General features: G+C 72.9%; 12 protein-coding genes. 5 read left to right on the plus strand and 7 right to left on the minus strand.

Features of this window, described 5'->3' with window-relative positions:
- Positions 1–7: 7 nt before the first annotated feature.
- On the plus strand, positions 8–1,048 hold the full coding sequence (locus tag ABZ818_RS16635) for a DMT family transporter (protein ID WP_361414845.1): 1,041 nt from the start codon (positions 8–10) through the stop codon (positions 1,046–1,048).
- Positions 1,049–1,129: 81 nt separating this feature from the next.
- On the opposite strand, the gene ABZ818_RS16640 is transcribed toward ABZ818_RS16635, so the two are convergent.
- Positions 1,130–2,461 (minus strand): aminotransferase class I/II-fold pyridoxal phosphate-dependent enzyme, encoded by a 1,332-nt coding sequence (locus ABZ818_RS16640; protein ID WP_361414847.1) that lies wholly within the window; start codon positions 2,459–2,461, stop codon positions 1,130–1,132.
- A gap of 35 nt (positions 2,462–2,496) precedes the next feature.
- Between ABZ818_RS16640 and ABZ818_RS16645 the strand changes: the two genes are divergently transcribed.
- The gene (locus ABZ818_RS16645) at positions 2,497–3,180 is read left to right on the plus strand and encodes a pyridoxamine 5'-phosphate oxidase family protein (RefSeq protein ID WP_361414849.1); all 684 of its coding nucleotides are present in this window, start codon (positions 2,497–2,499) and stop codon (positions 3,178–3,180) included.
- Between the two features lie 676 nt (positions 3,181–3,856).
- On the opposite strand, the gene ABZ818_RS16650 is transcribed toward ABZ818_RS16645, so the two are convergent.
- The 4 genes from ABZ818_RS16650 to ABZ818_RS16665 form a co-directional block, all read right to left on the minus strand.
- Positions 3,857–4,807 (minus strand): EamA family transporter, encoded by a 951-nt coding sequence (locus tag ABZ818_RS16650; protein ID WP_361414850.1) that lies wholly within the window; start codon positions 4,805–4,807, stop codon positions 3,857–3,859.
- A 181-nt stretch (positions 4,808–4,988) separates the two neighbouring features.
- Complete coding sequence (locus ABZ818_RS16655) at positions 4,989–5,993, minus strand: EamA family transporter (RefSeq protein WP_361414852.1); 1,005 nt, start codon at positions 5,991–5,993, stop codon at positions 4,989–4,991.
- A 140-nt stretch (positions 5,994–6,133) separates the two neighbouring features.
- On the minus strand, positions 6,134–6,697 hold the full coding sequence (locus tag ABZ818_RS16660; RefSeq protein WP_361414854.1) for a Clp protease N-terminal domain-containing protein: 564 nt from the start codon (positions 6,695–6,697) through the stop codon (positions 6,134–6,136).
- Between the two features lie 218 nt (positions 6,698–6,915).
- Positions 6,916–7,542: a PadR family transcriptional regulator gene (locus ABZ818_RS16665; RefSeq protein WP_361414856.1), complete on the minus strand. Its 627-nt coding sequence runs from the start codon at positions 7,540–7,542 to the stop codon at positions 6,916–6,918.
- A 162-nt stretch (positions 7,543–7,704) separates the two neighbouring features.
- Here ABZ818_RS16665 and ABZ818_RS16670 point away from each other — a divergent pair, with 162 nt between their 5' ends.
- Positions 7,705–8,514 (plus strand): PhzF family phenazine biosynthesis protein, encoded by an 810-nt coding sequence (locus tag ABZ818_RS16670; RefSeq protein ID WP_361414858.1) that lies wholly within the window; start codon positions 7,705–7,707, stop codon positions 8,512–8,514.
- 112 nt (positions 8,515–8,626) lie between these two features.
- Here the strand turns inward: ABZ818_RS16670 and ABZ818_RS16675 are convergent, their stop codons facing one another.
- Together ABZ818_RS16675 and ABZ818_RS16680 are read right to left on the minus strand one after the other, a co-directional pair.
- Positions 8,627–9,427 carry a type II CAAX endopeptidase family protein gene (locus ABZ818_RS16675; protein ID WP_361414860.1) on the minus strand — a complete coding sequence of 267 codons (801 nt, stop codon included), beginning with the start codon at positions 9,425–9,427 and terminating at the stop codon, positions 8,627–8,629.
- A 229-nt stretch (positions 9,428–9,656) separates the two neighbouring features.
- Positions 9,657–11,174 (minus strand): glutamate--cysteine ligase, encoded by a 1,518-nt coding sequence (locus tag ABZ818_RS16680; RefSeq protein ID WP_361414862.1) that lies wholly within the window; start codon positions 11,172–11,174, stop codon positions 9,657–9,659.
- Between the two features lie 553 nt (positions 11,175–11,727).
- Here ABZ818_RS16680 and ABZ818_RS16685 point away from each other — a divergent pair.
- Positions 11,728–12,312 carry a hypothetical protein gene (locus ABZ818_RS16685; RefSeq protein WP_361414864.1) on the plus strand — a complete coding sequence of 195 codons (585 nt, stop codon included), beginning with the start codon at positions 11,728–11,730 and terminating at the stop codon, positions 12,310–12,312.
- Positions 12,313–12,707: 395 nt separating this feature from the next.
- The gene (locus ABZ818_RS16690) at positions 12,708–12,914 is read left to right on the plus strand and encodes a DUF5999 family protein (RefSeq protein ID WP_361414866.1); all 207 of its coding nucleotides are present in this window, start codon (positions 12,708–12,710) and stop codon (positions 12,912–12,914) included.
- Positions 12,915–13,115 lie beyond the last annotated feature (201 nt).

Here is a 13,115-nt window from a genome sequence, read left to right on the forward strand (position 1 = left end):
TACGACCATGAGCAGCACCTCGCCCGCCTCCCCGCAGTCCCCGTCCGGCCCGGCCCGACCGGCCCGCCGTCCCGTGCACTGGCGGATCCGTTTCGCCTTCCTTTCGCTGGTCTGGGGCTTCAGCTTCCTGTTCATGAAGGTGGGCACGGACGGCTTCGCCCCGTTCCAGGTGACGCTGGGGCGGCTGGTGTTCGGCACGGCGGTGCTCGCGGTGGCGATGGCGGTGAAGCGGGAGCGGCTGCCGCGCGGTGCGCGGACCTGGGGGCATCTGGCGGTCGCGGCGTTCTTCCTCAACGCGCTGCCGTTCTCGCTCTTCGCGTACTCGGAGCTGACGATCCCCTCCACCCTCGCGGGGATCTGCAACGCGACCTCGCCGCTGTGGGGCATGGCCCTGTCCCTCGTCGCCCTCTCCGAGGACCGCCCGACCCGGCTCCGGGTCGCGGGCCTCGGGCTGGGCTTCCTCGGCGTGCTGACGGTGCTCGGCGCCTGGCAGGGCTTCCACGGACTGGACGCCGGCGGCACGGCGATGGCGCTGCTGGCCTCGCTGAGCTACCCGGTCGGCTGGATCTACGTACGGCGCACCCTGGCGGGTTCCACTGAGTCCCACCTGTCACTGACCGGCGGTCAGTTGCTGCTGGCCACGGTGCAACTGGCCGTCGTCACACCGCTGTTCACCAGCGCTCCGGACCATCTGCCCGTCATGCCGCTGCTCGCGATCGCCGCTCTGGGCGCGCTGGGCACCGGCTTCGCGATGCTCGTCCAGTACGGCCTGGTCGCGGAGGTCGGGCCGACCACGGCCCAGATGGTCACGTACTTCGTCCCGGTGATCGCCACCGCCGCCGGTGTCGCCGTGCTGGGCGAGACCCTCACCTGGTCGACCCCGGTCGGCGCGGTGATCGTCCTGGCGGGCGCGGCGCTGACCCAGGCCCGGCCGAAGAGCCGTGGCACGTCCGCCGGGCCCGGCGCGCCCCGGCCGGACCAGGCGCCGGCCTCCGCCCCGAAGACGCCCGAGCCGCCCTCCCGCCCGGAGCCGGCCACGACGGCGTAGGACCGGGAGGACCGGACGCCTCGGGTCGGCCCTGGTGCTGTGACCGGAAAGGTTTGCCGGCTCGCGACGCCCGGCACGGCACTAGACGTAACTCCGCGCGGGCCCCGGACGCAGGGCCGTCGCCACCGCGTCCGCGAGCCGCTCGGTCTCCTCGTCCCGCAGGGCGGAGACGGTGATCCGGATGCCGGGCGGGGCGGCGAGCCGGTAGCGGGCGCCGGGGGCGACGGCCCAGCCGGCGTGCAGCAGGCTCGCGACGACGCCGGTCTCGTCCGGCACGGGCACCCATACGTTCATCCCGCTGCGCCCGTGGGCCGCGACGCCGCGGTCGGCCAGCGCGCCGGTCAGCAGGTCGCGCCGCCGCCGGTAGGACGCGGCCACCGCGTCCGAGTCGAGGGCTCCGTCCGACCACAGCCGTACCACGGCGCGCTGGAGCAGGCGGCTCACCCACCCGGGCCCGAGGCGCTGCCGGCCGTGCACCCGGTCGACCGTGGTCTCGTCCCCGGTGAGCACGGCGAGCCGCAGGTCGGGGCCGTACGCCTTGGCGACCGAGCGCAGAAAGGCCCAGTGCCCGGTGGCGCCGGCGAGCGGGTGCGGGGGCAGGTCCACGATGCCGTGGCCGTGGTCGTCCTCGATCAGCAGTGTCTCTGGATGTTCCCGGAGGACGGCCCGCAGGGCACGCGCGCGCGTGGCGCCGACCGCGGCGCCGGTCGGGTTCTGCGCGCGGGCCGTGACGATCAGCGCGCGGGCGCCGTCCGTGAGGGCGCGGCGCACGTCGTCGGCGCGCGGGCCCTCGTCGTCCACCCCCACCGGCGCCGTGCGCAGTCCGAGGGCGGGGACGAGGTCCAGGGTGCGGCCCCACCCGGGATCCTCGACGGCGACGGTGTCGCCGGGCCTGAGATGGGCGGCGAGGACGCGCTCCACCCCGTCGAGGGAACCGGAGAGGACGGCGAGCGGACCGTCCGGCACCCCGTCGGCGTCCAGCGCGGCACGGGCGATCCGGGCCAGCTCCGGCTCCACGGCCACGTCCCCGTAGAGCACCGGCTCACGGTCGGCCAGCGCGGCGGCCGCCGCGAACGCGGGTGCCAGCGGCGGCAGCAGCGCCGGATCCGGGTTGCCGCTCGACATGTCGCGCACGCCCTCGGGCACGTCCACTCGGACAAGGTCCCGCCCGGTCGTGGCGGGCGCGGGCCTCACCCGGCTGCCGCGGCGCCCGGCGGTCTCGATGACCCCACGCTCGCGCAGGGTCCGGTACGCGGCCGCCACGGTATTGGGGTTCACCCCGAGCTGGGCCGCCAACTCCCGCATGGGCGGCAGCGGTTGACCCGGTTCCAGGTCCCCGGAGCCCACCGCGCGCTCGATACTCGCCGCGATCTCGGCTGCGCGTCGCCCCTCGATCCGATACTCTCCTAGCACAAAGCAGATTATGCACTAATGCAATGGAGCACGCAATGCAGGAGACCCAGCCGCCGACGTCGCCGCCCGCCGCCTACGCCCCGACCGACCGCACCGTTCCCACCCGCTCCGCCGACCGGGCGTCGTACGACGGGGAACTGGTGCACGCGATACTCGACGAGGGCTACGTCTGCCACCTCGGCTTCGTCCGCGAGGGCGCGCCCGTGGTGCTGCCGACGCTGTACGCCCGGGTCGGCGAGCGGCTCTACGTGCACGGCTCGACGGGCTCGCGCCCGCTGCGGATGGCCGGCAGGACCGACCCCGGGCTGCCGGTCTGCCTGACAGTCACCCATGTCGACGGCCTGGTCCTGGCCCGCTCCGCCTTCCACCACTCGATCAACTACCGCTCGGTGGTGGTGCACGGCACCGCCCACCAGGTCACCGACCCCGAGGAGAAGCGTCTGGCGCTGGACGCCCTGGTCGACCACGTGGTGCCGGGCCGGTCGGCCGACTCCCGCCCCGCCAACACCAAGGAGTTGGCCGCGACCGCCGTGCTCCGCCTGGACCTGGACGAGGTCTCCGCCAAGCTGCGCGTCGGCGGCGTGAACGACGAGCCCGAGGACCTCTCCCTGCCGCACTGGGCCGGCGTGGTCCCGGTCCGCAGGGAGTACGGCACCCCGCTCGCCGACCCCGACCTGGCCCCCGGCACCGAGCTTCCCGGCTATCTCACGGCATTGTGACGCCGACCTACCCGTGAGACGCGCCCCGCGAGGACGCCGAGTGGCAACGATGGCTGTCCGCCCACGACTTCGACCAGCCACCCGTCATCGCCGGGCACGGCGAGGCGAGCACCTTCGAGTTCGCCTCCGGTGCGGCCCACAGGTCCAGGACCGTGTCGCGACGGCATTCGCGGATTGGGACGGTCCCCACGACGCGGCTGCCAGGGAACCTCTGCTGTGCAAGGGGCGCGAATTGAACGGGTGGGCCCGCCCGACGGTGGCCGGGCGGCCCGCTCCGGTAACGCCCGACGGACCCGCCCTCGCGACAGCGGGCGGGCCCTTCCCGACGACGACCTCGCGGGCCCACCCCGATGACAGGCGTGCGGATCCCGCCGGTAACGGCCCAGCACACCCGCCACGGCAACGACCGAGCGAGCACCCCCCGGTGACGCCGGACAGGCCCCTCCCCGCGTCGGCCCGGCAAACCCGTCCCGACGACAGGCATGCGGGCCCCGCCCGGAAACGCCCGACGCAACCGCCCCCGTGACAGCAACGGCCCCCTGCCGGTGGCGCCCCGGGTGACGCGCCCCGGAGACGACCGAACGGCCCCTTCCCGGCCAGGACCGAACGGGCCCCGCCCGGTAACGGCCCGGCGGGCCGACCCGGTAACGGGCCCCCGGTCCGGGCCCGTCCGGTGTCATGCGAGCGCCGGTTCCTTCGCCGTCGTTCGTGCTCCGCGCGCCTCCGTCAGGGCGAGGCCGGCGACCGAGCCGAGCATCAGTGCGGTGCCGACGAGGGTCGCCGCCGTGAGGCGTTCGCCCAGCAGGGCGATGGCCAGCACCGCCGCGCTGACCGGCTCCAGCAGCATGATCACCGAGACCGTGGCCGACCGGACGACGGCCGCGCCCGCGAAGTAGAGCGCGTAGGCCAGGGCCGTCGGGACCGAGGCGATGTACGCCAGCAGCCACAGCACCCGTACGGGGTCGTCGGTGTGCGGCACCAGCCCTTCCCGCAGCGCGAACGGCAGCAGGCACAGGCTGGTGACCGCGAACGCCCCGAGGGTCGAACCGGAGTGGTCGGCTCCGCCGTCGCGGCCCCACCATCGGGTGAGCAGCGTCATCACGCAGTAGCCGGCCGCCGAGAGCAGGGCGAGCAGCACGCCCCACGGCCGTACGGCGGCACCGCCGCTGCCCAGCACCAGCACCCCAAGACCGGCCAGCGCCCCGGCGACGGCGGTCAGGCCGGCCCGGCCGAGCCGTTCGCCCATCGTCAGGCGGGCGCCGAGCGCGATGAGGACGGGCCCGGCGCCGAGAGTGACGACGGTCGCCACGGCCAGTCCGGTGGCCGCGACCGCGGCGAAGTAGGCCGTCTGGAACACGGCGAGGCCGACGCCGGTGGCACCGGCCCGCAGCAGCCTGCCGCCGAGCGGCACGGGCACGGCCGGCCGCACGCGCGGGCGCAGCAGGCGCGCGGCGAGCAGCAGGACGAAGCCGATGGCACAGCGCCAGAAGGAGAGGGTGACCGGCCCGATGTCGCTGGTCCGGTGGACCAGCGAGGCGGCCGCGCCGGCGGTGCCCCAGGCGGCACCGGCGACGATCAGATAGAGCAGGCCACGCCCGACGGGCAGGCCAAGAGAAGCATGGGACATGAGTCGTCTCCGCAGAGGTGCAGAAGTTCGGGAGGCACGACCCCGTCGGTCGGGATCGTGCGGACTTCCTCTGCGGGCAGCACCGTTCGGCCCGGCTCATCGCCGGGCGCGCTCACCGGAGGGCCCGCCTCAGGCGGCCGGAGGCGGAAGAACGAGTGCGTCCGAATGCATGATCCGTACCCTAGGCCGCCCTTCCCCGGGCCGACAACTCCCTTTCCGCCCCACCGCTCGCCACCGGCTCCGCCGAGCCCTTCGACGGCGTGGAGGACTGCGCGATGAACGCGCCGAGCAGGACGACCGCGCCACCGACGACCTGCGGCGCCGAGAGGCGCTCACCGAGCAGCACCCAGGCCAGCACGGTCGCGATGACCGCCTCCAGGCATGCCACCACGCCGGCGACCTGCGGCGAGAGCCGCCGCACGGAGAGCACCCCGGTGACGTACGCCAGGACCGTGGCGACCAGTACGATCCACAGCAGCAGGGCAACGGCCGGGACCGACGTGCCGTTCATGTCCGCGCTGTGCGCGAGCACCGACCAGTCCATGCTCCAGGGGCGTGCCACGACGGTCAGGACGGCGGCGCCGATCAGCAGTCCGTAGGCGATGACGCCGAGCGGGTTCGGGGCCGCGTCGCCCGCGTCGCCGCCCTGGTCGGACAGCACGAAGTAGCCGACCTGGCAGCAGGCCGCGCCGAGCGCGAGCAACAGTCCGAGGACGTCGAAGCTCAGGCCGGACCACACCTCGACGACACAGGCGAGTCCGCCCGCCGCGAGGACCACGCCGAAGGCGGCGGCCCGGGTGACCGGTCGCCGTTGCACGAACCGGACCCAGCCGAGCACCAGGGCGGGCGCCAGGTACTCGATGAGCAGGGCGACCCCGACGGGTATCCGGGAGAGCGCGGCGAAGTAGCAGGCCTGGACGCCGGCGACGGCGAGCAGGCCGAACCCGGCGAGCAGGGCAGGGCGGCTGCGCAGCAGCGCGCGGTGGCGTACGGCGAGCGGCAGCATGACCAGGGCCGCCCCGGTGGCGCGCAGCCACACCACGTGCAGCGGGTCGAGGCCCGCCTCGATCAGCGGCTTGGCCGCGACACCGGAACCGCCGAAGGCGACCGCGGACAGGAGCGCGAGACCGAGCCCGACACCCTTGCCGGGGCGGCCCTGACTGATCTGAGACGTACGCACCGGCACATGATGACAGGCGATGACATGAGCGTCATCTTCGATGGCACCTGTCTCACCGCCTGGACGGGGCCATCACCGGGCATAACGAACAAAAGGCCTGGTACACCTCGCCGGCACGCCCGCCCCGGCCGACCCTCCCATCCCCCTCAGCAGGCGGGCCCGCCGTCCACGGCGTACTCCCCCGGACAGTCCTTGGCATCGTTGTCGAGCCGCGCGGCAAGCTCTCCCGCGTTGATCGCCGCGCGGGTGAGCACCTCGACGGCGCGCGTCTGCGGGTCCACGACGATCGCCGCGAGCAGGTCGAGGCCGCGCGCCAGGTCGTCGCCGCGCCGGGCGGCGCGCTCGCAGGCGTACTCCAGGGCGGCGAAGGCCATCGGTGAGAGGCCGTCGGCCTCCGTCACCACGGGCACGGCGCCGGAGTCCTCGACGGTGCTCTGCCAGCGAAGGCCGTATCCGATGCTGCGCTGCACGAGGTAGCCGAGCAGCCGGGCGATCTGCGGTCCGCCGTCGAACACGGCGCGCACCTCGGGGTCGGACTCCAGAAGCGCGTGCAGCAGATGGGCGGTGTCGATCTGCCGGTCCCCGTCCCGGACGGCCCTTCTGCGGGCACCGGCGACCGCCGCCGCCAGCTCGGCGCTGAGCCGGGCGTCGTCGTCCGGACGGAGGGCATCCTGCCCGGGGGGCGGCTGCCGGGGAACACGGGATTGCACATCGTCCAGCTCACCAGCCTCTCCGGCTCCGGTCATCCCCGGCGGGAAGCATTTCGGCGTCCCACGGGAAGTGGACCCGGGCGGACGGAATCTCCTCCTTACGGATGAGATCGGGAAGCATCCGCACAGCGCCTCCCCGGGGAGCACACAGGCGCGCGGGACGTCTGCGGCTCCCCGGCGCGGAGGGCGCGGCTGGGTTCCGGGCCCCGCGGCCACCGTCAGTCCTCGTCGGCGAGGATCAGGTACAGCTTCTTGCGGGCCTCGTTGATGACGGCGAGCGCCTTCTCGCGCTGCTCCTTGCTGCCTGTCTTCCATACCTGGCCGAAGGCCTCCATCAGACCGAAGCCGGCCTGCCGGATCTCGCCGAGGGCCTCCCAGTCGACTCCGCGCGAGGCCTCCTCCCAGGGCGCGTCCGGCCCCTCGTCGGCGGCGGTACGGCCCGCCTCGGTGAGCGAGAACAGCTTCTTGCCGCCTTCGCTCTCACTGACGATCAGGCCCTCGTCCTCCAGCAGCTGGAGGGTGGGATAGACCGAGCCGGGGCTGGGCTTCCACGCGCCGCCGCTGCGCTCGGCGATCTCCTGGATCATCTCGTAGCCGTGCATGGGGCGGTCCTTCAGCAGGGCCAGGATCGAGGCCCGCACATCACCGCGCCGGGCCCGGCCGCGCGGTCCGCCGCGCCCTCGCCCGCCCCAGTGCCCCGGGCCGAAACCCGGTCCGAAGCCGGGACCGAAACCCGGTCCGCCCGGGCCGAAAGGTCCGAAGGCCGCCCGGCGCTCCTCGAAACCGCCGCGGCCGCGCCGGGGACCGCCCTGCCGGTGCCCGTGCTCGAATCCATGGGTACGCATCGCAACCACTCCATTCCATCGTCGATCTGTCACGTTGCTTCAACGATATATCGGAATAGCTCGCTTGGCCACCCTCTCCGAACTGCGGCTTCCCCTGCCCCAAGGCCGCCGGCCCCGGATTGGCCTTGGTTCGCCGCTCGCCGGAGCCCTTACCGTCTGGGCATGCGGATTCGAATCGTCGACGCCTTCACCGACCGCCCGTTCGCCGGCAACCCCGCAGGGGTGCTGCTGCTGGACGCCTTTCCCGAGGACGACTGGCTCCAGCAGGTGGCGCTGGAGGTCAACCACGCCGAGACGGCGTTCGCCCACCGGCTGCCGGAGGGCGGCGAGGCCGACTGGGCGCTGCGCTGGTTCACGCCCACCACCGAGGTCGCGATGTGCGGTCACGCCACCCTCGCCACCGCCCATGTCCTGCGTACGACGGGCGCCCACGAGGGGCCCGTGCGCTTCGCCACCCGGAGTGGTGTGCTCATTGCCGACCCCGCCGGCGACGGCGCGATCACCCTGGACTTCCCGACCGCCCCGCTCACCGCGGTGGACGTGCCCGACAGGGTCGCCCGGGCCCTGGGTGCCGAGCCCCGCACCGCCTACGACACCGGGGCCAACGTCGGCGACCTGGTCCTGGAGCTGGCCGACGAGAAGACCGTCCGCGGCCTCGCCCCCGACCACAAGGCCCTCGCCGCCTACTCCGCGCGCGGCATCATCGCCACCGCCCGCGCCGAGGACCCCGCCCGCGGCTACGACTTCGTCTCCCGGTGCTTCTTCCCCAACGTCGGCATCGACGAGGACCCGGTCACCGGCAGCGCCCACACGGCCCTGGCCCCCTACTGGTCCGAACGCCTCGGCCGCCCCGACCTCACCGGGCTCCAGGCCTCCGCCCGCTCCGGCCTCGTACGCACCGGCCTGCGCGGCGACCGCACCCTGCTCACCGGCCACGCGGTCACCGTCATCGAGGGCGACCTGCTCGTCTAGTGCTGTGACCGGAAAGGTTTGCGACCCGGTGAACCTTTCCGGTCGCAGCACTAGGAACGCCGAGGGGGCGTACGACACTGTCGTACGCCCCCTGGCAAGTTCCCCGTGCCGCTCACGCCGTCGGCAGCCAGCCCACCTTCCCGGCCAGCAGGGCGTAGCCCACGAACGCGCCGATGTCGAGCAGGGAGTGCGCCACGACGAGCGGGCCGACCCGGCCCCACCGCCGGTACAGCCAGACGAAGACCACGCCCATCACCATGTTGCCGACGAAGCCGCCGACGCCCTGATAGAGGTGGTACGAGCCGCGCAGTACGGAACTGGCCACCAGCGCGGACCCCGGGGTCCAGCCCAACTGCCCGAGCCGGCGCAGCAGATAGCCGACGACGATGACCTCTTCGAGGACGGCGTTCTGCAGCGCCGACAGGATCAGCACCGGGAACTTCCACCACACGGCGGGCAGCGCCTCGGGCACCACGGTGAGGTTGAAGCCGAACGCGCGGGCTGCCAGGTAGAAGGCGATGCCGGTGCTGCCGATCACCGCCGCGACCAGCGCCCCGCGGCCGAGGTCCGGCCAGGGGCGGGTGCGGTCGAAGCCGAGCGCGCGCAGGCTCCGCCCCTCGCGCAGCAGGAAGTGGGCGACGAGGGCCACGGGGATCAGGGCCGTGGCGATCCCGAACAGCTGCCAGGCGAGGTCGAGCCAAGGACGGCCCGGGGCGGCGGAGGCGTTGAGCATGGCGGCCTGGTCCTTGAGCCCACCGGGTTTGGTGACCGACCCGACAAAGCTGATCAGCGCGGACACCCCGCTCGCCCCGAGCGAGAGCCCGAGGACGAGCAGTGTCTCGTCGCGGAGGATCCGCCGCGACGGCCGCTCCTGCGGTTGAGAGTCGCCCACCGGCTGTGACTCCGCCAGCACACCTGCCTCCAGTTCGGTCGTCCCACCACGGGGCGCGCCGGCCCGTCGCACGGGTACGGCCGGATTCAGGCACGGGTGCGCACGCGGCGCCACCGTCGTGGGACGTCACAGCTTGCCCGATCCCTCCCCGGCGGGCACGAGTGCCCCCCGCCTACGGCGAGGCGGCACGGCCGGCCGGGCGCGTCCGCGGTTCAAGGCACAGGGAACCGCAGGCCGTCGCGGGACAGCACTAGCCGGCCGGGACCGGTTCCGGCAGGCCGATCGGCCAGGTGTGGACCGGCTCGCCGAACTTCGTCAGCTCGCGGTAGCGCCGGGTGGTGGCGGCCAGGGCGGCTTCCCGGCCCATCCCCTGCTCCAGCGCCTGATGGAAGGTGGCGGCCTGCCACTCCGCGCCGTTGGTCCGGCGCCGGCACCGCTCCTCGATCACGCCCAGATACAGGTCCCGGTCGGCGCGCTCCACGCCCCAGGCCCTCAGTCCGGTCTCCGCGAGCGGCAGCAGTTCGTCACGGACGAGAGTGACGGCGTCGATCTCGGCCGTGCCCGAGTGGCGTCCGCGCCGGGGCCAGGTGAACCGGGCGTGGATGCCGTGCCGGCAGGCGGCGTCGAAGTTGGCGGCCGCGGCCTCGAAGGGCAGCCGGTTCCACACCGGCCGGGGCTCCTCGGCCAGGGCGCGCACGAGGCCGTAGTAGAAGGCCGCGTTGGCGATCACATCGGTGACGGTGGGTCCGGCGGGCAGCACCCGGTTCTCCACGCGCAGGTGCGGCACGCCGTCCGCGACGTCGTAGACCGGGCGGTTCCAGCGGTAGACGGTGCCGTTGTGCAGGACCAGCTCGGCCAGCTTGGGCACGCCGCCCGACTCCAGCACGTCGAGGGGGTCCTCGCCGTCGCAGATCGGCAGCAGGGCCGGGAAGTAGCGCAGGTTCTCCTCGAAGAGGTCGTACGCCGAGGAGATCCACCGTTCGCCGAACCAGGTGCGCGGCCTCACTCCCTGGGCCTGGAGCTCGGGCGGGCGGGTGTCGGTGGACTGCTGGAACAGCGGCGGCCGCGACTCCCGCCACAGCTCGCGCCCGAAGAGGAAGGGCGAGTTGGCGCCGACGGCTATCTGCGCGGCGCAGGCGGCCTCTGCCGCGTTCCACACGTCCGCGAAACGGCCCGGGGTGACCTGGAGGTGCAGTTGCACGGAGGTGCAGGCGGCCTCGGGCGCGATGGACTTCGAGGTGCAGGTGAGATGTTCCACGCCGTCGATGTCGAGGGTGAAGTCCTCTCCGCGGGCCGCCACGATCTGATCGTTCAGCAGCACGTAGCGGTCGACGTCGGAGAGATTGGAGGACACCAGGTCGTCCCGGCCGAGGGTGGGCAGAATGCCGATCATCGCTATTCCGGCGTCCACCTCACCGGCTTTCCGGTCGGCATATGCCAGTGATGTCCGCAGCTCCTCGGCGAGCTGGTCGAATACCCGGCCACCCAGGCGGTGTGGGGCAATGTTGACTTCCAGATTGAACATGGCGAGTTCTGTTTGGAAGTCACGGCTGGCGATGCGCTCGAGAACTTGTGCATTCAGCATTTTCGGCATGCCGTCGGGGCCGACCAGATTCAATTCGATCTCCAGCCCCATGAGGTTCTTCGGCCGGTCGAACCGCTTCTCTTCCAGCAACCGCTCCAGCCCCGTCAGGCACCGCCGCAGCTTGTCGCGGTAGCGGTTCCGGTCCGACAGGTCCAACTGGCCGGCGACGACCTTCTCCCCCATCGCAGCGTCCCTCCTCGCAAGGCGGACCGAAGATCCGGCCGCCGGGGTCCCGGTCAGGAGGGATGATGCCCCGCCAACGCGATCGATAACGTCCCGCTCCCGCCCCGCACCGACTACTCTGGTCCTGTGTGACCGGAGGCACATTCACGGGGCATGCGGCAGCCAGCAGTTTCGAGTACCCCACGAAACTCGTGAAAAACGCCGACACGATCAGGCCGACCGCCGTGCGGGCACAACCCGAGGTCATCGCGATACGGCTGACGTGGAGCAGGGATGATTCCCGATCGACTCCGGCCGAATAGGCTCTTGCCGTTCACGTCGAAAACAGCTAGGCGAAACACCACCTGAACATTTGTCGTATAAACTCTGCACCACAGCAGAAGTTGGCGCCCACAGCCCTGAACCCTGTCAGGAGCCCGTGAGGCAGGCCGCGCCGCACCCCTCGCTCACCAGAGCCCGGCCCCAGCCTGCTCCTGCCCTGAGAGCTGACAACGCCGTCCGCACCCAGCCCGCCCTCGCGCCACCGTGCCTGTCGAATGAGAGGCGACCCACCATGCCGCTGCATGTACCCCCGGCTCCCGCGCCCGCCCTGCGCTCCGTCCTCACGGCACTCGGTTCCCCCACCGCGGTCCGCGAGGCCGGGTCCCCCGCACTGCGATCCGCCCAGGAGCCCGCGACCCCCGAGCTTCCGTTGCCGGTGCACGTCCTGGACCAAATCACCCCCGAGGGAATCTCCGCGACCAGGCTGGCCGGATGGCGCTTCCTGATCCGCAGCGGCGACCACGCGGTGGCGGCGGCCGAGACCATCCTGACCCCCGACGGCTGGACCTTCTCGCACTTCTTCGAGGGCCCCTACGTCGCCTCCACCGAGCGCGCGTTGCGCCAGGCGGAGGCCCTGAGCCAGCCGTACCAGCCGCGACTGCTGTCCATACCCAGCCTGTACATGCTCACGCTGTGGCTGCACGGCGACCTCTCCGACGACGGCGCCACCGGCCATCCCGCCGCCACCGACCTGCTCGTGCCGCTCGCGCCGGCCCCGCCCGGTATCGCGGCCCACCTTCCGCACCCGGTCGCCGACCTTCTCCCGGTCCTCACCCACCGGGTGACCCCGATCCGGCTCCTGGGCTCCCCCGCCTGACCGCCCGCCCGCCGATCGGCGTCGTACCCCGCTGCCGGGATCCCCGGCGGCGGGGTACGACGCCGTTCGGCCGTTCAGCCGCCGAAGGCACTCGTACGTGGCGACATCCGCTCGCACGACCAGCGTTCGCGACGGGGGGTCACATCGGACTAGCCCCATCCGGCCAGTGCGAACCATCCGAAGAGGCGGTGCTGTCGGGATGAACCGCTCGCGCGTGTGACGCGTCTCCAACCGGTGAGAAGCGGTGCTGCGAAATCCCTGCGGAATCAGGCCCGTGGGGGAACACTGGTTTCGGACCGACTCGACAACGGGGGGCGGCCATGGAGAACACCATCAGCCGCGGGACACGTACGACAGCCGACAGCGACCACACGACAGAGCGAAAGATCCCATCAATGTGCCAGCACCAGCCACCGTGCCCGACAGCCGACTCCGCCGACCGGGAATCCGCCCGTCTCGTGGCGCACCACCCGGAGCAGGGCTGGAGCCTGCTGTGCAACGGCGTCCTGTTCTTCGAGGACACCGGTGAGCTCCTGCCGGACGGCCAGATCATCGCCCCGCACCGCCCGCTGGGCGCCGACCGGGTGGTGACCGCCGCCTGAGCACCACCGGGCGGCTTCGGCGAACCGCCCGCGGATCACCAGGGGCCGGCGCGCACGCCCGCGCGGACCGGCCCCGACGCGTGTCCGGGGCCGACAACTCTCGGTGACCGGCCGGTGACACCGTCGCCGTCCCGGGAGCCGCCCGTCACGGTGTAGGTCCGGGCGCCTCCCGCCACCGACGGTGCACCGGACCGCCGGCGG

It is taken from the genome of Streptomyces sp. NPDC047453, assembly GCF_040643155.1.
Taxonomy (GTDB): domain Bacteria; phylum Actinomycetota; class Actinomycetes; order Streptomycetales; family Streptomycetaceae; genus Streptomyces.